Below are 23,872 nucleotides of genomic sequence, written 5' to 3'. Positions count from 1 at the left end.
TCAGTCCTGGCTTAAACGTGGAGATAAGTGCCACCCGGGTAGAGTGCGAACGGTCGTCCGGCATTCCCTCTGCCCGGGGGGCACGGGAGTACTCCATGCTGAAGATCTACTTTTCCGGCGAGGACATCCTCCGGACCCGGGTGGCACCGGCGGCGGATCCGGTCTGGGAGCTGGTCCTCAGCCTGCACCTGTTGCAGGGCCGCAGTCGCGACCCGCTGATGGCGAACTGGCGGCGCAGCGTGGCCCGGGGGCTGCGCCAGGACGTCGCCTCCGACCAGCTCCGGCTGCTGTTCGCGCTGAACCCGCCACGCGGCTACTTCCCCGACTTCCTCACCCCGTACGCCAGCGTCGACGGTTTCGAGGCCGGGCTGGACGCGGTCCGCGGCACGCCCGTCGACCTGCTGCACCGCGACCTGACCGTGCTGGCCAGCGAGAACGCGCTGCCCTCGACGGCGACCGCGCTGGCCCGGGGCGACTCGGCGGTGCTGCGGCACCTCACCGACTCGATGGAGCAGTACCGGTCGCTGGCGATCAACCCGTACTGGGACCGGATCCAGGCCGCGGTGGAGGCCGACCGTACCCGCCGGGCCCGAGCCCTGCTCGATGGCGGCGTCGAGGGGCTGCTGACCAGCCTGCGTCCGGCGATGCGCTGGGAGGCCGGGATCCTGGAGGTCCGCGACTACCCGGACAGCCGCGAGCTGCACCTGGACGGCCGGGGGCTGCTGCTGGTGCCCTCGTTCTTCTGCGCGCGCACCCCGGTGGCCCTGCTCGACCCGGCGCTGCCGCCGGTACTGGTCTACCCGGTGGACCGGCTCGGTGGCCTGGCCGCGACCGACGGCACCGCGCTGGGCGCCGGCCGCGAGGCGCTGGCCGCGCTGCTCGGCCGGACCAGGGCGGCGGTGTTGCAGGTCAGCGACGAGGGGTGCACCACCGGTGAGGTGGCACGCCGGCTCAACATCTCACCGGCGGCGGCCAGCCAGCACACCACCGTGCTGCGCAACGCCGGCCTGCTGGTCAGCCACCGGGAGCGCAACACCGTGCTGCACACGTTGACCCCGCTCGGCCGGGCCATGCTGGACGCCTGAGGGCCTGCCGTCAGAGGGCGAGCGCGGCGCTGGCCGGGCTGCCCGCGGGCGGCGGCAGCAGGACGGACGGGATGCCCTCGACGGCCAGGGCGGACCGCAGCCGGTGCAGGTCGGCGCCGAAGCGGACCAGGTCGTACGGCTCGACCGGGGCCGGCGGCGAGCCGAGCAGCAGTGCGGTCGCGTCGTCCGGCCAGCCGGGCACCTCAGCGACCAGGCCGGCGCGTACCTCGGCCTCGTCGACCAGCGTGAAGACCGTGCCGGGGGCGACCACCGACGCCACGGCGTCGATCGCCCGTTGGATCGCGGCCGGATCGGCCGGTGTCGGCCCGGGACCGTCGGCCAGGGTGGCGGCGTCGCTCAGCCCGGCCGCCCGCGCCTCGGCGGTACCCAGCGAGAAGAGGTCCTGCGCGGCATCGCGGACCAGCGCCCGCGCGCCGGCGCCGTCGTCGCCATGGGTGACGCCGAGGTAGCCCCGCACCACCGCGACCGGCACCTGGTCGCACTTGCCCTTGATCAGCTCACCCGCGCCGGCCAGTTCGTCCACCACGGCCATCTGGGTCAGCTGGAGTTCGTTGCCGTACGGGTCCACCTCGCCCCGGTGGTCGCGGATGGCGGCCATCCCGGCCACCCCGAGCGCCACGTCGGTGAGCCCGTTGCGCCACGGCCGGCCCATCGTGTCGGTGATGATCACGGCGACGTCGAGGTCGTAGCGCTCCCGCAACGCGGCGCGGAGCGCCCGGGCGGACGCGTCCGGGTCGGTCGGCAGCAGCACGAGGCGCGTCTTGTCCACGTTCGAGGCGTCGATCCCGGCGGAGGCCATCACGAAACCGTGGTGGGTCTGCACGATCCGGGTCGCACCCCGGCTGGCCACCACCCGCGCCGTCTCCGCGGCCAGCACCTCGTCCCGCGCGGCCAGCCGCTCCGGCCCGTCCGCCGGGACGTCCACCAACCGCCCCTCGGCCTTGGAGACGATCTTGCTGGTGACCACCAGCACGTCCTGATCGCGCAGCCACGGCGCGGCGGTGGCGATCAGCGCCGCTAGGTCGTCGCCCTCGGTCACGTCGCCGATGCCCAGCACCGGCAGGATCTCCAGCCTCACGTCAACTCCACCGCGGCGCGGACCATCGCCGCCGTCGCCGCCTCGTCGGTCATCCGCAGCGGCACCGCGCGGACAGTCAGCTCCGGCACCACCGTGCCGGCGTCCTCCTCGGCCACCAGCCAGCCGTCCAGCAACCCGCCGGCCGCGCGGGCGCCGTAGAGCCGGCCCACCCCGGCCGCGCTGCACTCCACGCCGAGCACGTCGAGGCAGCGGTCGGCCATCCCGCGCACCGGCGCGCCGCCGATGATCGGCGAGACGCCGACCACCGGGGCGGGGCCGGCCGCCACCGCCTCGCGCAGCCCCGGTACGGCCAGCACCGGAGCGACGCTCACCACCGGGTTGCTCGGCGCCACCAGGACCAGGTCGGCCCCGGCGATCGCCTCCAGCACACCCGGTGCCGGCTTGGCCGTCTCGGCGCCCACGAAGACGAAGCTGTGGGTGGGGATGTCCGCCCGGTACCGCACCCACCACTCCTGGAAGTGGATCGCCCGCCGGCCCTGCTCGCCGTCGACCGTGCCGGCGCCGTCCCCGGCTGCGTCACCGCCCGCGCTCACGACGGCGTGGGTTTCCAGCCGGTCGTCGGTCGCCGGCAGGAGGCGTACGCCGGGCTCCCACCGGGTGGCCAGCGCCTCGATCACCGCGGAGAGCGGGTAACCGCCGTTGAGCATCGTGGTCCGCACCAGGTGGGTGGCGATGTCCTTGTCGCCGAGGCCGAACCAGGTCGGCTCCGCCCCGTACGCGGCCAGCTCGGTCTTGACCGTCCAGCTCTCACCGACCCGGCCCCAGCCCCGCTCCGGGTCGGCGCCACCGCCGAGGGTGTACATCACGCTGTCCAGGTCGGGACAGATCTTCAACCCGTGCAGCCACAGGTCGTCGCCGACGTTGACCACGGCGGTCACCTCGGCACCCACCTCCCGGGCGTACGCCCGTACGCCGAGCAGAAACCGGGCGCCGCCAATGCCGCCGGCCAGAACCACGATGCGCATGTCGACCATCCTCGCGCACGCGACGCCTCCGGTCCTGCGGTGGCGCGGGAGACTAGGCTCACGTGCGCCCTGTCCGACCACGCCCCGAGGGGGAGCTCGTGACCAGCCCCGCCGAGCCCGCGTCCGCCGACGCGTCGCAGGCCCGCCAGCTGACCAAGCCGCTACGCGAACTGGGCGCGCTCGCGCTGCTCGGCGCCAACGCGGTGTTCCTCTTCGTCGGCCTGCTCCGGCTGCTCAGCCCGAGCGACTACGCCTCCTTCACCGACCGCGCGGGCAGCACCTTCTTCGCGTTCATCGGCATCGAGGCGGTGCTCCTGCCGCTGCTGGCCGTGCTGCTGGCCACCCACGTCGCACCGGTGCTGCCGAAGGCGAAGCTGATCACCCAGGTGGCCCTCGGCGAGTACGCCGTCAGCGCGCTGTTCGGCGTGCTCACCATGCTGATCTGGACGGTGGGCCGGCTGGCCGAGGGGGAGGTGCTCGACGCCCTGCTCGGCATGCTGACCCGGTTCGCCTGGATGGTGATCTTCGGGGTGGCCGCGTACGTGGTCTACACCATCTGGCGTGCCTTCTACTACGTGCCGAAGCCCAAGCCCCAGCCGGGCGTCTACGGGCAGCCGCAGCCGGGCTGGCCGCAGCAGCAGGGCGGCTGGCCGGGGCAGGCCGGTGGGCAGCCGGGCGGCGGTTGGCCGGCACCCGGCCAGCCGGGCGGCTACCCGCCGCCGCAGCACCCGGGGTACGGCCAGCCCTCCCCGCCGTTCGGCTCCGCCCCGCAGTCCGCTCCGCCGTCCGGCTTCGCCCCGCAGTCCGCCCCGCCGTTCGGCTCCGCGCCGCACCCGGCCCCGCCGGTGAACCCGGCCCCGGCCGCGCCGCCGTTCGGTCAGCCGCCGTCCGCGGACCCGACCCAGGCCATCCCGCGCCAGTCCGCCGACCCGACCGAGGCGCTCCCGCGCCCCGGCGACTCGGACCGCACCCAGCGGATCAACCCGGGCGAGCACCCCGACCAACCCCGCTGACCCACCCCACCCGGCCCATCCCGCCCGTCCGGTCCGTCGATCATGGGGTTGCCGTACGTGTCCACGACGTGGCGCATCGGTAACCTCATGATCAACGGCGCAGGTGCCGGCGCTCAACCGGGTGGGTGCTGTTTCCCACGCTGCGGGTCGGGACTCCCGGGGCGGACGGGGGCAGCGCTTAGGCTGAGCGGATGGTTGATCGCACCCACTCCGGCCCGACCGACGCGAGCGTGCGGCGGGCCCTGGGCCGGGCCGCGACCGGACGGGCGCTGGACGTCGACGAGGCGACCGCGCTGCTGGCCGCCCGCGGCGAGGCGCTCGACGAGCTGCTCCGGGTCGCCGGTGGGGTCCGCGACGCGGGTCTGCGCGAGGCCGGCCGGCCCGGCGTGGTCACGTACTCCAAGAAGGTCTTCATCCCGCTGACCCGGCTCTGCCGGGACCGTTGCCACTACTGCACGTTCGCCACCGTGCCGCACCGGCTGCCGGCGCCCTTCCTCGACCGGGACGAGGTCCTCGCGATCGCCCGGGCGGGCGCGGAACAGGGCTGCAAGGAGGCCCTGTTCACCCTCGGCGACCGGCCGGAGGAGCGCTGGGCGGCGGCGCGCACCTGGCTGGACGAGCGCGGCTACGACTCCACTCTGGACTATCTGCGTGCCTGCGCGGTGGCGGTGCTGGAGGAGACCGGGCTGCTGCCGCACCTCAACCCCGGCGTGCTGTCCTGGTCGGAGCTGCAACGGCTCAAGCCGGTCGCGCCGAGCATGGGCATGATGCTGGAGACCACCGCGACCCGGCTCTGGTCGGAGCCGGGCGGCCCGCACCACGGCTCGCCGGACAAGGAGCCCGCGGTCCGGCTGCGGGTGCTCGACGACGCGGGGCGGGTCGGCGTGCCGTTCACCACCGGCATCCTGATCGGCATCGGCGAGACCGCCGCCGAGCGGGTGGACGCGCTGTTCGCGATCCGCCGCGCGCACCGCGAGTACGGCCACCTCCAGGAGGTGATCGTGCAGAACTTCCGCGCCAAGCCGGACACCGCGATGCGCGGCATGCCCGACGCGGAACTGCATGACCTGGCCGCCACGGTGGCGGTGGCGCGGCTGCTGCTCGGCCCGAAGGCCCGCATCCAGGCCCCGCCGAACCTGATCGCCGGCGAGTACGACCTGCTGCTGCGGGCCGGCATCGACGACTGGGGCGGTGTCTCCCCGCTCACCCCGGACCACGTCAACCCGGAGCGCCCCTGGCCGCAGCTCGACGAGCTGGCCCGGCACACCGCGGCGGCCGGCTTCACCCTGCGCGAGCGGCTGACCATCTACCCCGAGTACGTGCGAGCCGGCGACCCGTGGCTGGACCCGCGGCTGCTGCCGCACGTCGGGGCACTGGCGGACCCGGCCACCGGGCTGGCGGTCGAGTCGGCCCGGCCGGTGGGCCGCCCCTGGCAGGAGCCGGAGGAGGTGTTCGGCGGGCGGACCGATCTGCACGCCAGCATCGACACCACCGGTCGGACGGAGGACCGCCGGGGCGACTTCGACAGCGTCTACGGCGACTGGGCCGAGGTGGCCACAAAGGTCACCGCCGGGCCGGCGGCCGGGGTCGGTGACCACGACCTGCGGGCCGGGCTGCGGCTGGCCGCCGACGACCCGGCGGCGCTGCTGGAGCCCCGGCACACCGACGCGGCGCTGGCGCTGTTCGGCGCGGACGGGCCGGCGCTGGACGAGCTGTGCCGGCTCGCCGACGAGGTGCGCCGCGACGCGGTCGGCGACGACGTCACGTACGTGGTCAACCGCAACATCAACTTCAGCAACGTCTGCTACGTCGGCTGCCGGTTCTGCGCCTTCGCCCAGCGGGAGCGGGACGCCGACGCGTACCGGCTCTCCGTCGACCAGGTCGCCGACCGGGCCGAGGAGGCGTGGGCGGCCGGCGCCAGCGAGGTTTGCCTCCAGGGCGGCATCGACCCGAAGATGCCGGTCACCGGGTACGCCGACATCGTGCGCGCGATCAAGGCCCGGGTGCCGGAGATGCACGTGCACGCCTTCTCGCCGATGGAGATCGTCACCGCGGCGGCCAAGGCGGGCGTGCCGGTGCGCGAGTGGCTGACCCAGCTGCGCGAGGCCGGGCTGGACACCATCCCGGGCACCGCCGCGGAGATCCTCGACGACGACGTGCGCTGGGTGCTGACCAAGGGCAAACTGCCGGCCTCCGCGTGGGTCGACGTGGTCGGCACGGCCCACGAGCTGGGCATCCGGTCCAGCTCCACAATGATGTACGGGCACGTCGACCACCCCGGGCAGTGGCTCGCGCACTTCCGGGTGCTGGCCGGTGTGCAGGACCGCACCGGCGGCTTCACCGAGTTCGTCGCGCTGCCGTTCGTGCACACCAACGCCCCGATCTACCTGGCCGGCATCGCCCGCCCGGGGCCGACCTGGCGGGAGAACCGGGTGGTGCACGCGATGTCGCGGCTGCTGCTGCACGGCCGGATCGACAACATCCAGTGCTCCTGGGTCAAGCTCGGCGACGAGGGCACGGTGGCGATGCTCCAGGGCGGCTGCAACGACCTCGGCGGCACCCTGATGGAGGAGACCATCTCCCGGATGGCCGGCTCCGGCAACGGGTCGGCGCGTACCGAGGAGCAGTTGCGGGCCATCGCCGTGGCGGCCGGGCGACCGGCGCGCAAGCGGACGACCTCGTACGGTCACGCCCGTCCCTGACGTCGAACCTTTTCCCGCCGCCGGCCGTACCTGACGATGCCGGTGGCGGTCGCGGCGAAGACCGCCGCCGGTGCCCCCAGGGGCCCGGCGGCGTCGGCAGGCGGCGCCGGACCCGTCCGTTCCCGCGGGCGCGTTCGCGCCGCCGCCGAAAGGTTGCCCATGACCAGTGATCAGCGGAAGCGGCCCTGGCCGCGACTGACCCGCCGGCAGACGTTGACCGCGGCGGCCAGCGCCACGCTGGGCGCCGCCGCCCTCACCGTGCCGGGCCTGTCGGCCGCGCAGAACGCCCCCGGCGCGGGCGGGCGGCCCGACGACCCGATCGTCGTGCACCTGCGCGACGCCGCCTCCGGCACGATGGACGTCTTCGTCGGCGAGTCCCGGATCAAGGTACGCGACCGTGGCCTGGCGGACCGGCTGCGGCGCGCCGCCCGGCGCTGACCCGACACCGTCCCGTCACCCTGTCCCCGCCCAGTGAGGATGGTCCGCCATGTCTTCCCACCGCGAGGCCCCGGAGATAGCCAAGGATCCGGTCGCCGACAGCTCCGACCTGTACGCCTTCGTCAGCCCCGACAAGCCCGACTCGGTCACGTTGATCGCCAACTACGTCCCGTTGCAGCTCCCCTCGGGGGGCCCGAACTTCTTCGAGTTCGGCGACGACGTGCGGTACGAGATCCACATCGACAACGACGGGGACGGCCTTCCGGACGTCACCTATCGGTTCGAATTCACCACCGAGATCACCAATCCGAACAGCTTTCTCTACAACACCGGCCCGATCGATTCCCTGGACAGCAGGAACTGGAACCGGCGGCAGTTCTACAGCCTGACCCGCGTCGCCGACGGCCGTGAGCACCGGCTCGCCCACAAACTGCCCTGCCCGCCGTGCAACGTCGGCCCGCTCTCCACCCCGAAGTACGCCGACCTGGTCCGGCAGGCCACCTATTCGCTCTCCACCGGCGAGCGGGTCTTCGCCGGTCAGCGTGCCGACGGCTTCTTCGTCGACCTGGGCGCGATCTTCGACCTGGGCACCCTGCGGCCGTTCCAACAACTGCACGTGGCCGGCAAGAAGATCTTCAAGACCGAGGGGGAGCCGGTCAACGCCACCGACTGGATGAACGTGCACAGCCTCGCCCTGCAGGTCCCGCTGAGCCGGGTACGCCGGCGCGCCAACTCCTACCGCGCGGGGGACCGGGCGTCGGTGATCGGCGTGTGGACCTCGGCGTCGCGCCGGCAGGTCCGGGTGCTCGGCGACCGGGCCGCGGCCGACACGGCGGCCGGCCCCTTCACCCAGGTCTCCCGGTTGGGCAACCCGCTGTTCAACGAGGTCATCGTGCCGATGTCGCAGAAGGACCGGTGGAACACCCTGCCGCCGTCCGAGGACAAGCGGTTCGCGCGGTTCGTCGAGCAGCCGGAGCTTGCCGCGCTGCTGCCGGCGCTGTACCCGGACGTCTTCCCCAACCTCGACAAGCTGAACAAGGCCAGGAAGCCCCGGGCGGACCTGGTGGCGATCCTGCTCACCGGCGTACCGGCCGGGCTGATCGACGGCTTCACCAACGCGACCGGCGACACGCAGGCCGACATGCTGCGGTTGAACACCGCGATCGCCCCCAACCGGCGCCCGAACCCGTTCGGGGTGCTCGGCGGCGACCTCGCCGGGTTCCCCAACGGACGGCGGGTGGGCGACGACGTGGTGAGCATCGCACTGCGGGCGATCGCCGGGTTGACCGTCCCGCTGGTCGACAATGCGTTCCGCCCGGACGCGGCGGCCGCCGCGCTCACCCCGGGGCTGAGCGCGGCCGACGTGACCGCCCCCTTCCTCGCTCACTTCCCCTATCTGGGTACGCCGTACGACGGGTTCAACAACCCGCCGGCGTCGTCCTGACCGACAGGGGAGCGTCGGTGCGCGAACACGAGTACGGGCCGTCGGAGACCGGCAGCGTCGTCCTGGATCTGGGCGGCGATACCGGCGCTCTGATCATCTACACCGGACGGGAACTGCACGGCCGGGAAATCGAGATCAGCCGGGAGGGTGCCCGGCGGACCCACTCGGCGGTACGGGAGCGCCGGGTGCGGGACGGCTCGTTCCACAGTGCCGTCTACCCCGATCTTCCCGCCGGGGTCTATACCGTCTGGTGGGACGACGAGACACCCGCCGGCAAAGTTTCTGTCCACGGTGGAGGGATAGCCGAGTTCGTCTGGCCCAGCAGGGCTTTTCCCGCTTCTGGTTGACTCTGGAACCCCTCCGCACCACCGCGCCCCGTCCACCTGATGGACGGGGCGCGAGTGCCGTTGGCCCACTCGACGGGCAGTCCGGGCCGGGCCGCGTTAACCTGTCTCCCACCAAGATCAGCTTTACGGAGGGGGGGTCGGTCCGGCGTTCCGGACCGGTCGCGGCGGCGCGGCGGCGGGGAGCGCCACGGCAGAAAAGTCGGGCAACTCGCCGGAGAGGGCGTTACTCGGCCGGGGTCTGAATCGATAGGGCAGGTTGCGAGGCTGGGTGGTCCGGGTCGCCGGCCGCGCGGTGTCGGGAGGGCGACTCCATTATCAAGTTTGGCTTGACGGCGCACGCATTACACGCGTGTAATTTGAATGGGGTTGTTCGCACGGAACGCAACAAAACGGGACCGGACGGACAAGCACGCCTTTCGCGTGGGGGGTTGCAGCGGCGATGACGCCGGTGCGCGACAAGGAGGCATCTGATGGACGGCCAGCTTGAGGTGGCCGACCTGCTCGGAAACGCGCCGGAGTGGCAGGAGCGGGCGCTGTGCTCGCAGACCGACCCGGAAGCGTTCTTTCCCGAGAAGGGCGGCTCGACCCGTGAGGCGAAGAGGATCTGTTCGCGCTGCGAGGTCAAGACCGAATGCCTTGAATACGCTCTCGGCCACGACGAGCGGTTCGGCATCTGGGGTGGGCTCTCGGAGCGCGAGCGGCGCAAGTTGAAGCGGCGGGCCGCCTGAGCGGTGCGGGTCGGGGCGGTGGGGGCCGCCCGGCTCGGGCCCGACGACGCGGTCGCACCACGTCCCGTGGGACGGCTCAGGCCAGCTCGTCCGGGTCCACCCCGAGCAGGTTCGCCACCTGCTCGATGATCACATCGTGCACGAGATCGGCGAGATCCTCGCGGTCCATCGCCCGAAACTCCAGGGGCCGCCGGTACAGCACGATGCGCGGCGGCACCTCCTGGCGGCCCGGCCGGCCGGGCAGCAGCCGGGCCAGCGGGACCTCGCCGTCCTCCAGCACGTCCGAGTCGTAGACGTTCAGATCCGGCGGGACGTCCTCGACCGCGAACTCGACGCCGGCCAGCTCCTTGGCGAACCGCCGCTCCAGCGTCTCGACGGTGTCCAGGACCAGGTCGTCGAAGACCTCCGCCTTGGTCCGTGCCAGCGGCACGGTGGCCGGCACCAGGCGCCCGCGCAGGCCGCGCCCGTGCCGGTCGCGGTGCCCACGCCTGCCAGGCCCGGGCCGGCGGTGTTCCGGACTCGTCATGAGGCACAGGGTAGCTCCCGCGCCGGGCCGTCCAGCGGCAGCGCCACCGCAGTGGCGCGGCGCGGTCGGCGCCGGGAATTGTGATCACCACGACGGGCGTGTCGCAACGCGAAGCGATGCGCCGGACCCGGTATTGGAGATACCCTGCCGCCGTGAGGTCACCACGGCGCTGCTCCCGTAACGGCTGCCCCCGGCAAGCGGTCGCCACATTGACCTATGTCTACAACGAGTCGACCGCGGTGGTGGGTCCACTGGCGGCCTTCGCCGAGCCGCACACGTACGACCTCTGCGAACCGCACGCCCGCAGCCTGACCGCCCCCCGCGGCTGGGACGTCGTACGCCACGAGGGCGAGTTCGAGCCGCCGCCGCCGACCACGGACGACCTGGTCGCGCTCGCCGAGGCGGTCCGCGAGGCCGCCCGCCCGGCGCCGGCGCCGCGCCCCCCGGACGCCCCACAGGACCGCCACCACGGCGACCAGTCCCACTCCACCGGCCGCCGCGGCCACCTCCGGGTGATCCCCCCGAACCACTGACCCCCGGGTCAGTTGCCCAACAGCCGCGAGAAGACGGCGGCTCGGCGGGAGGGACGGTTGGTGCGAGCCTCGGCGGCGTCGGCGGAGAACATCACCCGCAGCCCGGCATTGACCGCCAGCCAGCGCAGCGGTTCCGGCTCCCAGTTCGGGGAGCGGTGATTCACCCAGGGCAGCGCGGTCAGTTCGCTGCGCTCGCCACGGATCAGGTCGGCGAGGGTACGGCCGGCGAGGTTGCTGGTGCCCACGCCGTCGCCGACGTAGCCACCGGCCCAGGCCAGCCCGCTGGTCCGGTCGAAGCCCACCGAGGCCGCCCAGTCCCGGGTCACCCCGAGCGGGCCGCCCCAGGTGTGGGTCACCGGCACGTCCGGGCCGAGCACCGGGAAGAGTTCCGCCAGCGTCCGCCGCAGTGCCGTGAACACCCGTGGCTCCCGGTCGTGGTAGGGCGAGACCCGCGAGCCGAAGTGGTACGGCGCGCCGCGCCCGCCGAACGCGAGCCGGTCGTCCGCGGTGCGCTGGCCGTAGATGATCACATGTCGGTGGTCGGAGAACGTCTCCCGCCGGGCCAGCCCGATCCGCGCCCAGGTCTGCGTGGGCAGTGGCTCGGTGGCCACCATCAGCGAGTAGACCGGCACCACGGCACGCCGCTGTCGCGGCAGCGTCGGCGTGTACCCCTCCGTGGCGCGGACCACCACCGGCGCCCGCACGGTGCCGGCCGGGGTGACCGCCGCGCCGGCCCGGATCTCACTGACCGGAGTGCGCTCGTGGATGCGTACCCCGAGCCGTTCGACCACCCCGGCCAGGCCCCGGACCAGCTTCGCCGGGTGCACGGCCGCGCAGTGCGGGGTGTACGTGCCACCGCGTACCCCTTCGGCGGCGCAGTGGGCGGCGGCCGCGTCGGCGTCGAGCAGCGCCAGGTCCGCCGGGCCGAAGCCGAACGCGCGGGCCTCGTCGACGGCGGCACGGGCCCGACCGAGCTGGGCGTCGCTGCGGGCCAGCACGACGGAGCCGCCGTCGGCCCAGTCGCAGTCGACGCCCTCGTCCGCCACCACCCGGGCCACCTCGCGCACGGTGGAGTGCATGGCCTGCTGCATGGCGACGGCCGCGTCCCGGCCGTGCCGGCGGGCCAGCCCGGTGAGCGAGGTGGGGAAGAGCGCGGAGCACCAGCCGCCGTTACGGCCGGACGCGCCGTAGCCGGCGATCTCCCGCTCCAGCACGGTAATCCTGAGGTGCGGATCGGCTCGGGCGAGGTAGTACGCCGTCCACAGCCCGGTGTAGCCGGCGCCGACGATCACCACGTCGGCGTCGGCGTCACCGGGCAGCGCCGGCCGCGGCGTCAGCGGCTCGTCCAGGGTGGCGAACCAGTACGACAGCTCCCGGTAGTCCATCGGGTGCCCGCCCGGAGTGTTTCCGATCCCGCCGGTCAGAGTCGGGCCCACGCCTCGGTGAGAACGGCGCGCATGATCTGCTCGATCTCGTCGAACTGCTGCTGGTCGGCGATCAGCGGCGGGGCGAGCTGCACGACGGGGTCGCCCCGGTCGTCGGCCCGGCAGTAGAGCCCGGCCTGGAACAGTGCGGTGGAGAGGAAGCCGCGCAGCAGCCGCTCCGACTCGGCCTCGTCGAACGTCTCCCGGGTGGTCTTGTCCTTGACCAGCTCGATGCCGTAGAAGTAGCCGTCGCCCCGGATGTCGCCGACGATCGGCAGGTCGTTCAGCTTCTCCAGGGTGGCCCGGAACGCCCCCTCGTTGGCCCGTACGTGCCCGACCAGGTCCTCGCGGGCGAAGACCTCCAGGTTGGCCAGGGCCACCGCGCAGGAGACCGGGTGGCCGCCGAAGGTCACGCCGTGGGCGAACATGCCGGTCTCGGTGAGGAACGGCTCCATCAGCCGGTCGCTGGCGATCATCGCGCCGAGCGGGGCGTAGCCGGAGGTGATGCCCTTGGCCGTGGTGATGATGTCCGGCTGGTAGCCGTAACGGACGGCGCCGAAGTACTCGCCGAGCCGACCCCAGGAGCAGATGACCTCGTCGGAGACGAGCAGCACGTCGTACTCGTCGCAGATCTCCCGCACCCGCTCGAAGTAGCCGGGCGGCGGCGGGAAGCAGCCGCCGGAGTTCTGCACCGGCTCCAGGAACACCGCGGCGACGGTGTCCGGCCCCTCGCGCTCGATGGCGCGACGAATCTCCTCGGCGGCCCAGCGGCCGAACGCCTCGGGCGAGTCACCGTGCTCGGGCGCCCGGTAGAAATTGGTGTTCGGCACCTTGATGCCGCCGGGCACCAGCGGCTCGAAGTCGCTCTTGATGCCGGGCAGGCCGGTGATCGACAGTGCCCCCATCGAGGTGCCGTGGTAGGCGATGTACCGGCTGACCACCTTGTGCTTGTTGGGCTGGCCGGTGCGCTTGAAGTAGGCCCGGGCCAGCTTCCAGGCGGCCTCGACCGCCTCGGAGCCGCCGGTGGTGAAGAAGACCCGGTTGAGGTCGCCGGGGGTCAGCGTGGCGATCTTCTCGGCCAGCTCGATCGCCTTCGGGTGGGCGTAGGACCAGAGCGGGAAGTACGCCAGCTCGCCGGCCTGCTTGGCGGCGGCCTCGGCCAGCTCGGTGCGGCCGTGACCGGCGTTGACGACGAAGAGTCCGGCGAGCCCGTCCAGGTAGCGGCGACCCTGCGAATCCCACACGTACGCGCCGTCGCCGCGCACGATGGTCGGCACCTCGCCGGCGGAGTAGCTCGCCATCCGGGTGAAGTGCATCCAGAGGTGGTCGGTGGCGTTGGCCATGTCAGCCCCATCGGTAACGGGCCGGTCCAAGGGGTGACGCCGGCCGCTCTGCCCACGGTTATCGCACAGTCCCGATCCGGAAAGCAAGTGGGATCGGTGGCGTTCTCGCCCCCACGCAACGGAATCAGCGAATGGGTGCAGTCCTGGCAACGGAATTCGCAAACGGGGGGTTGCCCTGGTCCGCGGGTCCCGCGCCTCCGGCGGTGCGGTCGCGCGACGCTGTCGAGCTGCCCCAGATATGGGGCAGCTCGACAGGCTCACGCCCGTGGGCGGAGAGTTGGCCCCCGTGCGGCAGCGCCCCGTCGGCCCGGCGCCGCAGGCGCCTGCCGGTCAGCTCCGCGGGTGCGTAGCCGTGGGGTTGATCCCCTCCGGATCGCTGATATCGGGGTGTTGGGGCCGGGTTGATACCGCGACATCGGCGATGTCGAGTGGATCAACTAACTGGATCACCGAGGGGCAGCGCCGGGACGGGGTCGGGGCAGCGCCGGGGTAGCGTCGGACGGGGTCGGGGCAGCGCCGGGGCACCTTCGGGGCACTTGCGGCGCACCCTGGACGCGCGCCAACACGTCACACCGCAACACGCCGGTGGAGGGCGGACATGGCCACGCTGCGTGGCTATCGTGCGCCGCAGTGTGCACCCGGCGGGCGGGAGGATCCGGTGGCGAACGAAGTGTTGCGGGTGGCGATGGCCGAGGCGGGGGAGACGGTCGACTCGCTGGCCGAGAAGGTCCGGGTCGACCCGAAGACTGCCGGGCGGTGGCTCGCCGCGGGCCGGATCCCGCATCCCCGTACCAGGTTGGCGGTGGCGCAGATCCTCGGCCGCGACGCCGCGGAGCTGTGGCCCGAGCCGTTCCGCCGCCGTGACCTGCCGTGGTTCCGTCCCTGGGCCGACCTCGAACAGGACGCCATCGCCATCCGATGGTACGAGCCGCTGCTCGTGCCGGGTCTGCTCCAGACCGAGGGGTACGCCCGCGCGGTGCTCGAGACCGGGGGTTTGGTCCCGCCGGCCGAGGTGGACGAGATCGTGGCGGGCCGGATGGAGCGGCAGGCGGTCCTTGCCCGCGACGCGCCGCCGCAGCTCGTGGCGATGATCGACGAGGTGGTGCTGCGCCGGCTGGTCGGCGACCGTGCCGTGATGGCCGGGCAGTTGGCGCACCTCGCGACGATCGCCGAGTGGCAGCACGTGCAGGTGCGGGTGATCCCGGCCGACAGTCCGTGGCACACCGGGTTGGCCGGCCCCTTCGTGCTGGGCCGCCTGCCCGATGGGACGGAACTGGCGTACCTCGACAACCAGCTCCGCGGTCAGGTGGTGACCGATCCGGTCGACGTCGCTACCCTGGGGCGCAGGTGGGAGAGCGTCACCGGTGAGGCGTTCCCCCGACGCCGGTCGATCGAGCTGATCAGGGAAGTGGCCACGACATGGACATGACCGACGCCCGCTGGCGCACCGCGACCCGCAGCAGCAACAACGGCGGAGCCTGCGTCGAGGTGGCCGACAACCTGCCCGGCCGGGTGCTGGTGCGCGACAGCAAGGACCGCGACGCGGCCACCCTGACCTTCACCCCCGCCGCCTGGACGTCCTTCGTCGGCCAGGTGCGCGACGGTCAGGCCGTGCCCCAGGTGTAGGTCTGCTTGCGCAGCTTGAGGTAGACGAACGCCTCGGTGGCGAGCACGCCCGGCACCGCGCGCAGCCGTTGCAGGATCTCCAGCAGGTGGTCGTCGTTGCGGCAGACCACCTCGGTGAGCAGGTCGAACGAGCCGGCCGTGATCACCACGTAGTCGACCTCGTCCAGCTCGGCCAGCCGGTCGGCCACCGCCTCCAGGTCACCGTCGGTGCGCAGGCCGATCATCGCCTGGCGGGGGAAGCCGAGCTGGAGCGGATCGGTCACCGCGACGATCTGCATCACGCCGGCGTCGAGCAGCCGCTGCACCCGCTGACGGACCGCCGCCTCGGAGAGGCCGACCGCCTTGCCGATCGTCGCGTACGGGCGGCGGCCGTCCTCCTGGAGCTGCTCGATGATCTGCTTCGCCACGTCGTCCAGCAGAGCGTGACTGGCGCCTTCACGGACAGCGACGCGCCGCCCGCCGTTGCCGTTGTCGTGCTGCCGGTTCGTCATCGTTGCGCTCCCCATGTCCGATCTCGATGTCGCGCGGGTTTCCCCGCGCAGTCTGGCGTATTTCGTCGTGCATCGCTATTCCCGCAACGGAATCCCTTGTAAGGAAGGTCACCTCATGTCAGGATCAGTCGTCCGTGGCACCTGACCCTCCCGCCGGCGCGCCACCCCCGTCCCGCCGCCGACGATGACCCCCTTAGGAGTCGTCATATGCGTACTCCCCTCCGGCCCCTCACTCGGCGTGGACTGCTCACCGGCACTCTCGGTTCGGCCGCCCTGCTCGCCGCTGGCGGCAGCCTCGCTGGCTGCGGCACCAAGGGCGCACAGCAGACCGAGGCCGGCTGCGTCAGCGAGGACCTGTCCGGCACCGAGAAGAACCTTGCCTTCTCCAACTGGCCCCAGTACATGGACGTGGACGAGAAGGACGAGTCCAAGCGGCCCAGCCTGGACGAGTTCATCGCCAAGAGTGGCATCCAGGTCACGTACACCGAGGACATCAACGACAACAACGAGTTCTTCGGCAAGGTGCAGAACCAGCTCGCCGCCTGCCAGAGCACCGGCCGGGACATCGTCGTGCTGACCGACTGGATGGCGGCACGGATGATCCGGCTCGGCTGGATCCAGAAGCTGGACCCGGCGAAGATCCCCAACGTCGCCGCCAACCTGCTGCCGTCCCTGCTCAACCGCTCCTTCGACGCCGAGAACCGGATCTCGATCCCGTGGCAGTCCGGCCTGGCCGGGTTGGCGTACAACGGCAACGTCACCAAGGAGCTGCGGACGGTCGACGAGCTACTCACCCGCCCCGACCTCAAGGGCAAGGTGACCGCGCTGAGCGAGATGCGCGACACCATGGGCCTGCTGCTCGGCTCCAACGGGCACGACCCCGCCAACTTCACCGGTGCCCAGTTCGACGACGCGCTCGCCAAGCTCAAGAAGGCCGTCGACTCAGGCCAGATCCGCAAGTTCACCGGCAACGACTACGCACCCGACCTGGCCAAGGGCGACATCGCCGCCTGCATCGGCTGGTCCGGCGACGTCATCCAGCTCTCCGGTGAGGACGAGAAGGTCAAGTTCGTCGCGCCCGACTCCGGCGTGATGCTGTTCAGCGACAACATGATGGTGCCGAACAAGGCCACCCACAAGGCGAACGCCGAGCAGCTCATCAACTACTACTACGAGCCGGCGGTCGCCGCGAAGCTCGCCGCCTACGTCAACTACATCTGCCCGGTCAAGGGTGCCCAGGCCGAGATGGAGAAGATCGACCCGGAGCTGGCCGCCAACCCGCTGATCTTCCCGGACGAGGCGCTGCTGTCGAAGTCCAAGGTGTTCATGGCCCTGGACGAGAAGCAGGAGAAGGAGTACGAGGGCAAGTTCCAGCAGGTCATCGGGGCGTGAAGCACATGGGACACGAAACACCGGCCGGCGACCTGCGACTGGCCAACCTCACCAAGCGGTTCGGCATCTTCACCGCCGTCGACGACCTCAGCCTGACCATCCCGCAGGGCTCGTTCTTCGCCCTGCTCGGCGCGTCCGGCTGCGGCAAGACCACCACCCTGCGGATGATCGCCGGGCTGGAGGAGCCGACCAGCGGTCAGGTGCTGCTCGGCGACCGGGACATCGCCCGGCTGCGGCCGTACAAGCGGCCGGTGAACACCGTGTTCCAGAGCTACGCGCTCTTCCCGCACCTGAACATCTTCGAGAACGTGGCGTTCGGGCTGCGCCGGCGCGGCATCCGCTCGGTCGACGACGAGGTCCAGCGGATGCTGTCACTGGTGCAGCTCGACGACTACGGCAGCCGTCGGCCCGCCCAGCTCTCGGGTGGCCAGCAGCAGCGCGTCGCGCTGGCCCGGGCGCTGATCAACCGGCCGCAGGTGCTGCTGCTGGACGAGCCGCTGGGCGCGCTCGACCTGAAGTTGCGCCGGCAGATGCAGATCGAGCTCAAGCGGATCCAGACTGAGGTCGGCATCACCTTCGTTCACGTCACCCACGACCAGGAGGAGGCCATGACCATGGCCGACACCGTCGCGGTGATGAACGCCGGCCGGATCGAGCAGCTCGGCGCACCGGCCGACCTCTACGAGTTCCCGGCCACCGCGTTCGTGGCGAACTTCCTCGGCCAGTCCAACCTGCTCGCCGCCGACGCCGCCGGCACCAGCGGCGGCGAGGTGCCGGTGACGGCGCACGGCGCGCGCTTCTCGGTGCCCGCCGGCCGCGCCCGCGTCGACCGGGGCCCGGTCCACCTGGGGGTACGCCCGGAGAAGCTGCACCTGGTCGGCTCCGCCGACCAGGTGCCCGCCGGGCACCAGCACCTCACCGGTGTGGTCACCGACGCCTCCTACGTCGGGGTCAGCACCCAGTACCTGCTACGCACCGGCTGGGGCACCGAGCTGTCGGTCTTCGCGGCGAACAGCGGGGCGACGGGGCAACTGCCGGTGGGGACGGAGGCGGTGGCGTACTGGGATCCGCGGCACGCTTTCCTGCTGCCCCGGGACGCCGCCGACACCGACCGGACCGCGCCGGTGCTCGACGAACCGGTGGGTGCGCCGTCGTGACCGTCCTGGCCCAGGTGCCCACCGGATCGGGGCAGCCGGCACCGCCGCCGCCCGCCCGGTCCGGGCGGTACCGGCTGCTGCCGTACCTGTTGCTGCTGCCCGGCGCGGCCTGGCTGTTCGTGTTCTTCGCCGTGCCGCTGCTCCAACTCGCCGCAGCCAGCCTCTACGACCCCGCCGGATCGCTGTCCACCGGGTACGCGCTGACCTGGGCGTTCGGCAACTACCCGGACGCGGTGCAGGCGTACTGGCCGCAGTTCGCGCGCTCGTTCGGCTACGCCGGCCTGGCGCTGTTGCTGGCGCTGCTGCTGGGCTATCCGCTGGCGTACGCGATCGCCCAGAAGGCCGGCCGGTTCAAGAACCTGCTGCTGGTCTGCGTGGTCGCGCCGATGTTCACCAGTTTCCTGGTCCGCACCCTGGCCTGGAAGACCATCCTGTCGGACAACGGCGCGCTGGTCGGGCTGCTGCGCGACGTGCACCTGCTCGGCCCGGACGGTCGGCTGCTGGCCACCCCGTTCGCGGTGGTGCTCGGCCTGACGTACAACTTCCTGCCGTTCCTGGTGCTGCCGCTGTACGCGAGCCTGGAGCGGCTGGACCACCGGCTGCTGGAGGCGGCCAGCGACCTGTACGCGAGCCCACTGCACGCGTTCCGCCGGGTCACCCTGCCGCTGTCGATGCCCGGCCTGGTCGCCGGCACGCTGCTCTTCTTCATTCCGGCCAGCGGCGACTACATCAACGCCGAACTGCTCGGCACCCCGAACGAATACATGATCGGCAACGTCATCGACTCGGCGTTCCTGGTCCGGCTCGACTACCCGCAGGGCGCCGCGCTGTCGTTCCTGCTGATGGCCGCGATCCTCGCCGTGGTCTTCGGTTACCTGCGCAAGGCCGGCACGGAGGAGGTGCTGTGAGGCTGTCCCGTTGGCTGGCCGACCGCTGGGTGATGATCGTGGCGCTGCTGGTGCTCGGCTACCTCGCGCTGCCGATCGTGGTGGTCGCCGGGCTGTCGTTCAACCGCCCGTCCAGCCGGCTGTCCTACGACTTCAACGAGTTCACCCTGGACAACTGGCGTCAGCCGTGCGCCAGCTCGGACATGTGCGACGCGGTGGTGCGCAGCGTGCAGATCGGTTTCATCGCCACGGTGGTGGCCACCGTGCTCGGCACCCTGATGGCGTTCGCGCTGGTCCGGCACCGCTTCCGCGGCCGCTCCGGGATCAACGTGCTGATCTTCCTGCCGATGGCCACGCCCGAGCTTGTGATGGGCACGTCGCTGCTGGCCCTCTTCGTCTCCGCCGGGGTGCCGCAGGGCTTCTGGACCATCGTCATCGCGCACGTGATGTTCTGCGTCTCGTTCGTGGTCGTCACCGTCAAGGCGCGGCTGGCCGGAATGGACCGGCGGCTGGAGGAGGCCGCGATGGACCTCTACGCCAGCGAGTGGCAGGCGTTCCGGCGGATCACGCTGCCGCTGGTGCTGCCCGGCATCGTGGCCGCCGCGCTGCTGGCCTTCTCGCTCAGCTTCGACGACTTCATCATCACGAACTTCAACGCCGGCACCACCGTCACGTTCCCGATGTACGTGTGGGGCGCCGCCCAGCGGGGCATCCCGCCGCAGGTCAACGTGATCGGCACCGCGATGTTCGCGATCGCGTTGCTGCTGGTCGGGCTCAGCTCGCTGCGCGGGCGGCGGTCCCGCCGGGCCGACCTGGTGGTCCAGCCAGCGAAGCGCCCGTCATGATCCTCCCGCATACCGGGCGGGCGCTCGCCGACGCGGCGCCCGTGCCGTACTGGCTCGACCGGCCGGAGCGCCCCGACCCGCTGCCGGCGCTGACCGGCCCGACCACCGCCGACCTGCTGATCATCGGCGGCGGGTACGCCGGTCTCTGGGCCGCCCTGCTGGCCAAGCAGGCCGACCCGGCCACCGACGTGCTGCTGGTCGAGGCCGGCACCTGCGGTTGGGCCGCGTCCGGGCGCAACGGTGGCTTCTGCGCCGCCTCGCTCACCCACGGCCTCGCCAACGGGGTGGACCGGTTCCCCGGCGAGGTCGGCGAGCTGGAACGCCTCGGCCGGGAGAACCTGGACGCCATCGCCGACACGGTCGCGAAGCTCGGCATCGACTGCGACTTCGAGCGCACCGGCGAACTGGCCGTCGCCGTCGAGCCGTACCAGCTGGAAGGGCTGGCCGCCGACGCGGAGCTGGCCCGCCGGTACGAGCACCGGGTACGGCTGCTCGACGCCGACGAGGTGCGCGCCGAGGTGAACTCGCCGACGTACCTGGGCGGGCTGTTCGACCCAGATCGGGTGGCCATGCTGGACCCGGCGAAGCTGGCCTGGGGGCTGCGCCGCGCCTGCCTGGAGGCGGGCGTGCGGGTGCACGAGCACACCCGGGTCACCGGCCTGCGCGCGGATCGCGCCGCGCTGCACGCCGCCACCCTCGGCGTCGACCCCGCCGACCGGACCGCCGCGCCGGCTCCCGGCCGGGCCGGGTCGGTGCGGGCGCGTCGGGTGGTGCTGGCGACCAACGCGTTCCCGCCGCTGCTACGCCGGCTGCGGGCGTACCTGGTGCCGGTCTACGACCACGTGCTGATGACCGAGCCGCTGACGCCGGCACAGCGCGACGCGGTCGGCTGGCGCAACCGGCAGGGGCTCGCCGACACCGGCAACCAGTTCCACTACTACCGGATCACCCGCGACGGGCGGATCCTCTTCGGCGGCTACGACGCGGTCTACCACTACGGCAACCGGGTCGCTCCGCAGCTGGAGGAGCGCCCGGCCACCTTCACCACCCTCGCCCAGCACTTCTTCACCACCTTCCCGCAGCTCGCCGACGTCCGGTTCAGCCACCGCTGGGGCGGGGTCATCGACACCTGCACCCGGTTCTGCCCGTTCTTCGGCACCGCGTACGACGGGCGGCTGGCGTACGCCGCCGGCTTTACCGGCCTCGGGGTGGGCGCCACCCGCTTCGGTGCCCGGGTGCTGCTCGACCTGCTCTCCGGGGCGGACACGCCGCTGACGCGGCTCGACCTGGTCCGCCGCAAGCCACTGCCGTTCCCGCCGGAACCCGTGCGCGCGGTCGGCATCAATCTCACCCGCTGGTCGCTGGCCCGCGCCGACGCGCGTGAGGGCCGGCGCAACCTCTGGCTCCGTACTCTCGATCATCTCGGTTTGGGGTTTGATTCCTGATGCGTGTCCTGCTCGTCGGCGCCGGTGGCGTCGGCTCCGCCGCCGTCGCCATCGCCGCCCGTCGTTCCTTCTTCGAGACGATGGTGGTCGCCGACTACGACCCGGACCGCGCCGCCCGCGCCGTCGAGGGGCACGGTGACCGCTTCGTCGCCGCGCGGGTGGACGCCTCTTCGGCCGACGCGGTCGCCGCGCTGTGCCGGGAGCACCTGATCACCCACGTCCTCAACGCGGTCGACCCGCGCTTCGTCATGCCGATCTTCGACGGCGCGTTCGCGGCCGGCGCGGACTACCTGGACATGGCGATGTCGCTGTCCCACCCGCACCCGGCGCGGCCCTACACCGAGACCGGCGTGAAGCTCGGCGACGAACAGTTCGCCGTCGCCGACCGGTGGGCGGCGGCCGGCCGGCTGGCGCTCGGCGGCATCGGCATCGAGCCGGGCCTGTCGGACGTCTTCGCCCGCTACGCCGCCGACGAACTGTTCAGCGAGATCGACGAGATCGGCGTCCGCGACGGCGCGAACCTCACCGTCGACGGCTACGACTTCGCGCCCTCGTTCTCCATCTGGACGACGATCGAGGAGTGCCTCAACCCGCCGGTCGTCTGGGAGGCCGACCGCGGCTGGTACACCACCGAGCCGTTCAGCGAGCCGGAGGTCTTCGACTTCCCGGCGGGCATCGGGCGGGTGGAGTGCGTCAACGTCGAACACGAGGAGGTGCTGCTCATCCCGCGCTGGGTCAAGGCCAAGCGGGTCACCTTCAAGTACGGCCTCGGCGACGAGTTCATCGAGGTGCTCAGGACGCTGCACAAGCTCGGCCTCGACTCGACCGTTCCGGTCCGGGTACGCGGCGTCGAGGTGTCCCCCCGCGACGTGGTCGCGGCCTGCCTGCCCGAACCGGCCACCCTGGGCGACAAGATGCGCGGCAAGACCTGCGCGGGGACGTACGTGACCGGCCTCGGCAAGGACGGCGCACCGCGCAGGGTCTACCTCTACCACGTGGTCGACAACGAGTGGTCGATGCGGGAGTACGGCCACCAGGCGGTCGTCTGGCAGACCGCCGTCAACCCGGTGGTCGCCCTGGAACTGCTGGCCACCGGCGCGTGGTCTGGCGTCGGGGTGCTCGGGCCGGAGGCGCTGCCCCCGGTACCCTTCCTCGACCTGCTCACCAACTACGGGTCGCCGTGGGGGATGGAGGAGCGATGAGCCGCTACGGAAGCATGTACGGACCGGACGTCACCTTCCTCGGCGTGGACCGGTGCACCCTCGACGAGCCCGCCTCCTTCGCCGACGCCGACGTGGTGATCGTCGGGGCGCCCTTCGACGGCGGCACCTCGCACCGGCCCGGCACCCGGTTCGGGCCGTCCGCGATCCGCCAGGCGTGCTACCTGGCCCATGACGGCTCCCGCCCGTCGCTCGCCCTGCGCGTCGACGCGCTGCGCGACCTGCGGGTGTACGACGCCGGCGACGTGGAGATGTTCTCCGGCGACATCGAGAAGTCGTTGTCCGCGCTGGAGGCCGCTGTCCACGCCGTCTCCTCGACGGGCGCGATCCCGGTGGTGCTCGGCGGGGACCACTCCATCGCCCTGCCCGACGCCACCGGCGTCGCCCGGCACCTCGGGTACGGCAGGGTGTCCCTGGTGCACTTCGACGCGCACGCCGACACCGGCGAGATCGAGTTCGGCTCGCTGCACGGGCACGGCCAGCCGATGCGCCGGCTCATCGAGTCCGGCGCCGTACGCGGCGACCGGTTCCTCCAGATCGGCCTGCGCGGCTACTGGCCCGGCCCCGACATCCTGTCCTGGATGGCCGAGCAGCGGATGCGCTCGTACGAGATGACCGAGCTGGTGTCCCGTGGCCTCGACACGTGCCTGACGGAGGCGTTCGGGATCGCCACCGACGAGTGCGAGGGGGTCTTCCTCTCCGTGGACGTGGACGTGGTCGACCCGGGCATGGCACCCGGCACCGGCACGCCGGAACCGGGCGGCCTGACCTCCCGCCAACTGCTCGACGCGGTCCGCCGGGTCTGCTACGAGCTGCCCGTGGTCGGGGTGGACGTGGTCGAGGTCGCCCCGCCGTACGACCACGCCGACATCACCGCGTACCTGGGCAACCGGGTGGTGCTGGAGGCGTTGTCGGCGATCGCCCGTCGCCGCCGCGACGCCGCCGGCGGCCCACCCTGGGACCCCCGCCAACCCCTCCTCGACGCCCGCTGACGCCTGCGACGTGTGCCGGCCCCGCTCGCGGTGCGCGCTTCGCTGCCATCCGCCACCGCTGGTCCGCGTCGGAGGTGCCTGCGGCCCGTGCTCCGGCTGTGAGGTGGGAGGGGCCCGCTTCTTGAGCGGATCTTGCATAGAGTGCGTCC

General features: G+C 72.2%; 23 protein-coding genes. 17 read left to right on the top strand and 6 right to left on the bottom strand.

Annotation, left to right across the window (positions count from 1 at the left end; genetic code table 11):
- The first annotated feature begins 95 nt into the window (after positions 1–95).
- Entirely contained in the window at positions 96–1,085 is a 990-nt protein-coding gene (locus tag ACFOW4_RS21470; protein ID WP_377530454.1) for an ArsR/SmtB family transcription factor, read from the top strand.
- 10 nt (positions 1,086–1,095) lie between these two features.
- Here ACFOW4_RS21470 and ACFOW4_RS21465 read toward each other — a convergent pair whose 3' ends face one another.
- Together ACFOW4_RS21465 and cofD are read right to left on the bottom strand one after the other, a co-directional pair.
- The gene (locus ACFOW4_RS21465) at positions 1,096–2,184 is read right to left on the bottom strand and encodes a coenzyme F420-0:L-glutamate ligase (RefSeq protein WP_377530452.1); all 1,089 of its coding nucleotides are present in this window, start codon (positions 2,182–2,184) and stop codon (positions 1,096–1,098) included.
- Positions 2,181–3,170: a 2-phospho-L-lactate transferase gene (gene cofD, locus ACFOW4_RS21460; protein ID WP_377530449.1), complete on the bottom strand. Its 990-nt coding sequence runs from the start codon at positions 3,168–3,170 to the stop codon at positions 2,181–2,183. Before cofD ends, ACFOW4_RS21465 begins: the two co-directional genes overlap by 4 nt.
- A 98-nt stretch (positions 3,171–3,268) precedes the next feature.
- Here cofD and ACFOW4_RS21455 point away from each other — a divergent pair, with 98 nt between their 5' ends.
- The 6 genes from ACFOW4_RS21455 to ACFOW4_RS21430 all read left to right on the top strand — a co-directional run bounded on the left by ACFOW4_RS21455 (position 3,269) and on the right by ACFOW4_RS21430 (position 9,842).
- Complete coding sequence (locus ACFOW4_RS21455; RefSeq protein ID WP_377530447.1) at positions 3,269–4,183, top strand: hypothetical protein; 915 nt, start codon at positions 3,269–3,271, stop codon at positions 4,181–4,183.
- 191 nt (positions 4,184–4,374) lie between these two features.
- On the top strand, positions 4,375–6,885 hold the full coding sequence (locus tag ACFOW4_RS21450) for a bifunctional FO biosynthesis protein CofGH (RefSeq protein WP_377530445.1): 2,511 nt from the start codon (positions 4,375–4,377) through the stop codon (positions 6,883–6,885).
- A gap of 159 nt (positions 6,886–7,044) precedes the next feature.
- Positions 7,045–7,323 carry a hypothetical protein gene (locus ACFOW4_RS21445; RefSeq protein ID WP_377530444.1) on the top strand — a complete coding sequence of 93 codons (279 nt, stop codon included), beginning with the start codon at positions 7,045–7,047 and terminating at the stop codon, positions 7,321–7,323.
- Positions 7,324–7,372: 49 nt separating this feature from the next.
- Positions 7,373–8,767, top strand: coding sequence for a DUF4331 domain-containing protein (locus ACFOW4_RS21440; protein WP_377530442.1), 1,395 nt, complete (start codon positions 7,373–7,375; stop codon positions 8,765–8,767).
- 17 nt (positions 8,768–8,784) lie between these two features.
- Entirely contained in the window at positions 8,785–9,114 is a 330-nt protein-coding gene (locus ACFOW4_RS21435) for a phospholipase (RefSeq protein ID WP_377530439.1), read from the top strand.
- A 470-nt stretch (positions 9,115–9,584) separates the two neighbouring features.
- Positions 9,585–9,842: a WhiB family transcriptional regulator gene (locus ACFOW4_RS21430; protein ID WP_007455784.1), complete on the top strand. Its 258-nt coding sequence runs from the start codon at positions 9,585–9,587 to the stop codon at positions 9,840–9,842.
- A 76-nt stretch (positions 9,843–9,918) separates the two neighbouring features.
- Here the strand turns inward: ACFOW4_RS21430 and ACFOW4_RS21425 are convergent, their stop codons facing one another.
- Positions 9,919–10,368, bottom strand: a complete 450-nt coding sequence (locus ACFOW4_RS21425; RefSeq protein WP_377530436.1) for a metallopeptidase family protein — start codon at positions 10,366–10,368, stop codon at positions 9,919–9,921.
- Between the two features lie 152 nt (positions 10,369–10,520).
- Between ACFOW4_RS21425 and ACFOW4_RS21420 the strand changes: the two genes are divergently transcribed.
- Positions 10,521–10,901, top strand: coding sequence for a DUF3499 domain-containing protein (locus ACFOW4_RS21420; protein ID WP_377530434.1), 381 nt, complete (start codon positions 10,521–10,523; stop codon positions 10,899–10,901).
- An 8-nt stretch (positions 10,902–10,909) separates the two neighbouring features.
- Here ACFOW4_RS21420 and ACFOW4_RS21415 read toward each other — a convergent pair whose 3' ends face one another.
- Both ACFOW4_RS21415 and ACFOW4_RS21410 read right to left on the bottom strand, forming a co-directional pair.
- Positions 10,910–12,286 carry an NAD(P)/FAD-dependent oxidoreductase gene (locus tag ACFOW4_RS21415; RefSeq protein ID WP_377531667.1) on the bottom strand — a complete coding sequence of 459 codons (1,377 nt, stop codon included), beginning with the start codon at positions 12,284–12,286 and terminating at the stop codon, positions 10,910–10,912.
- 35 nt (positions 12,287–12,321) lie between these two features.
- On the bottom strand, positions 12,322–13,668 hold the full coding sequence (locus ACFOW4_RS21410) for an aspartate aminotransferase family protein (RefSeq protein WP_377530432.1): 1,347 nt from the start codon (positions 13,666–13,668) through the stop codon (positions 12,322–12,324).
- A 685-nt stretch (positions 13,669–14,353) separates the two neighbouring features.
- Between ACFOW4_RS21410 and ACFOW4_RS21405 the strand changes: the two genes are divergently transcribed.
- Together ACFOW4_RS21405 and ACFOW4_RS21400 are read left to right on the top strand one after the other, a co-directional pair.
- Positions 14,354–15,097 carry a DUF5753 domain-containing protein gene (locus ACFOW4_RS21405; protein ID WP_377531664.1) on the top strand — a complete coding sequence of 248 codons (744 nt, stop codon included), beginning with the start codon at positions 14,354–14,356 and terminating at the stop codon, positions 15,095–15,097.
- Complete coding sequence (locus tag ACFOW4_RS21400) at positions 15,088–15,294, top strand: DUF397 domain-containing protein (RefSeq protein ID WP_377530430.1); 207 nt, start codon at positions 15,088–15,090, stop codon at positions 15,292–15,294. Before ACFOW4_RS21405 ends, ACFOW4_RS21400 begins: the two co-directional genes overlap by 10 nt.
- On the opposite strand, the gene ACFOW4_RS21395 is transcribed toward ACFOW4_RS21400, so the two are convergent.
- The gene (locus tag ACFOW4_RS21395; RefSeq protein WP_377530427.1) at positions 15,273–15,785 is read right to left on the bottom strand and encodes an Lrp/AsnC family transcriptional regulator; all 513 of its coding nucleotides are present in this window, start codon (positions 15,783–15,785) and stop codon (positions 15,273–15,275) included. The two genes, ACFOW4_RS21400 and ACFOW4_RS21395, sit on opposite strands and share 22 nt — an antisense overlap.
- Positions 15,786–15,992: 207 nt before the next feature.
- Between ACFOW4_RS21395 and ACFOW4_RS21390 the strand changes: the two genes are divergently transcribed.
- The 7 genes from ACFOW4_RS21390 to speB are packed head-to-tail and all read left to right on the top strand — an operon-like array spanning position 15,993 to position 23,723.
- Positions 15,993–17,177: an extracellular solute-binding protein gene (locus ACFOW4_RS21390; protein WP_377530424.1), complete on the top strand. Its 1,185-nt coding sequence runs from the start codon at positions 15,993–15,995 to the stop codon at positions 17,175–17,177.
- A gap of 5 nt (positions 17,178–17,182) precedes the next feature.
- A complete protein-coding gene (locus ACFOW4_RS21385; RefSeq protein WP_377530421.1) occupies positions 17,183–18,334 on the top strand; it encodes an ABC transporter ATP-binding protein in 1,152 nt (383 codons plus the stop codon).
- Positions 18,331–19,242 (top strand): ABC transporter permease, encoded by a 912-nt coding sequence (locus ACFOW4_RS21380; protein WP_377530418.1) that lies wholly within the window; start codon positions 18,331–18,333, stop codon positions 19,240–19,242. Before ACFOW4_RS21385 ends, ACFOW4_RS21380 begins: the two co-directional genes overlap by 4 nt.
- Entirely contained in the window at positions 19,239–20,066 is an 828-nt protein-coding gene (locus ACFOW4_RS21375) for an ABC transporter permease (RefSeq protein ID WP_377530416.1), read from the top strand. Before ACFOW4_RS21380 ends, ACFOW4_RS21375 begins: the two co-directional genes overlap by 4 nt.
- Positions 20,063–21,511 carry an NAD(P)/FAD-dependent oxidoreductase gene (locus tag ACFOW4_RS21370; protein ID WP_377530413.1) on the top strand — a complete coding sequence of 483 codons (1,449 nt, stop codon included), beginning with the start codon at positions 20,063–20,065 and terminating at the stop codon, positions 21,509–21,511. The genes ACFOW4_RS21375 and ACFOW4_RS21370 overlap by 4 nt, the downstream gene beginning before the upstream one ends.
- The gene (locus tag ACFOW4_RS21365) at positions 21,511–22,713 is read left to right on the top strand and encodes a saccharopine dehydrogenase family protein (protein WP_377530411.1); all 1,203 of its coding nucleotides are present in this window, start codon (positions 21,511–21,513) and stop codon (positions 22,711–22,713) included. Before ACFOW4_RS21370 ends, ACFOW4_RS21365 begins: the two co-directional genes overlap by 1 nt.
- A complete protein-coding gene (gene speB / locus ACFOW4_RS21360; protein WP_377530409.1) occupies positions 22,710–23,723 on the top strand; it encodes an agmatinase in 1,014 nt (337 codons plus the stop codon). The genes ACFOW4_RS21365 and speB overlap by 4 nt, the downstream gene beginning before the upstream one ends.
- Positions 23,724–23,872: the final 149 nt, after the last annotated feature.

This window comes from Micromonospora sp. GCM10011542, assembly GCF_042650685.1.
GTDB lineage: Bacteria > Actinomycetota > Actinomycetes > Mycobacteriales > Micromonosporaceae > Micromonospora.
This window is presented reverse-complemented; position numbering and strand designations above follow the sequence as displayed.

Excerpts from the sequence above, each read along its gene's own strand:
- ACFOW4_RS21470 (WP_377530454.1), top strand. The coding sequence starts at position 96 with ATGCTGAAGATCTACTTTTCCGGCGAGGACATCCTCCGGACCCGGGTG.
- cofD (WP_377530449.1), bottom strand. The coding sequence starts at position 3,170 with ATGCGCATCGTGGTTCTGGCCGGCGGCATTGGCGGCGCCCGGTTTCTG.
- ACFOW4_RS21450 (WP_377530445.1), top strand. The coding sequence starts at position 4,375 with ATGGTTGATCGCACCCACTCCGGCCCGACCGACGCGAGCGTGCGGCGG.
- ACFOW4_RS21445 (WP_377530444.1), top strand. The coding sequence starts at position 7,045 with ATGACCAGTGATCAGCGGAAGCGGCCCTGGCCGCGACTGACCCGCCGG.
- ACFOW4_RS21440 (WP_377530442.1), top strand. The coding sequence starts at position 7,373 with ATGTCTTCCCACCGCGAGGCCCCGGAGATAGCCAAGGATCCGGTCGCC.
- ACFOW4_RS21430 (WP_007455784.1), top strand. The coding sequence starts at position 9,585 with ATGGACGGCCAGCTTGAGGTGGCCGACCTGCTCGGAAACGCGCCGGAG.
- ACFOW4_RS21425 (WP_377530436.1), bottom strand. The coding sequence starts at position 10,368 with ATGACGAGTCCGGAACACCGCCGGCCCGGGCCTGGCAGGCGTGGGCAC.
- ACFOW4_RS21415 (WP_377531667.1), bottom strand. The coding sequence starts at position 12,286 with ATGGACTACCGGGAGCTGTCGTACTGGTTCGCCACCCTGGACGAGCCG.
- ACFOW4_RS21410 (WP_377530432.1), bottom strand. The coding sequence starts at position 13,668 with ATGGCCAACGCCACCGACCACCTCTGGATGCACTTCACCCGGATGGCG.
- ACFOW4_RS21405 (WP_377531664.1), top strand. The coding sequence starts at position 14,354 with ATGGCCGAGGCGGGGGAGACGGTCGACTCGCTGGCCGAGAAGGTCCGG.
- ACFOW4_RS21400 (WP_377530430.1), top strand. The coding sequence starts at position 15,088 with ATGGACATGACCGACGCCCGCTGGCGCACCGCGACCCGCAGCAGCAAC.
- ACFOW4_RS21395 (WP_377530427.1), bottom strand. The coding sequence starts at position 15,785 with ATGACGAACCGGCAGCACGACAACGGCAACGGCGGGCGGCGCGTCGCT.
- ACFOW4_RS21390 (WP_377530424.1), top strand. The coding sequence starts at position 15,993 with ATGCGTACTCCCCTCCGGCCCCTCACTCGGCGTGGACTGCTCACCGGC.
- ACFOW4_RS21385 (WP_377530421.1), top strand. The coding sequence starts at position 17,183 with ATGGGACACGAAACACCGGCCGGCGACCTGCGACTGGCCAACCTCACC.
- ACFOW4_RS21370 (WP_377530413.1), top strand. The coding sequence starts at position 20,063 with ATGATCCTCCCGCATACCGGGCGGGCGCTCGCCGACGCGGCGCCCGTG.
- ACFOW4_RS21365 (WP_377530411.1), top strand. The coding sequence starts at position 21,511 with ATGCGTGTCCTGCTCGTCGGCGCCGGTGGCGTCGGCTCCGCCGCCGTC.
- speB (WP_377530409.1), top strand. The coding sequence starts at position 22,710 with ATGAGCCGCTACGGAAGCATGTACGGACCGGACGTCACCTTCCTCGGC.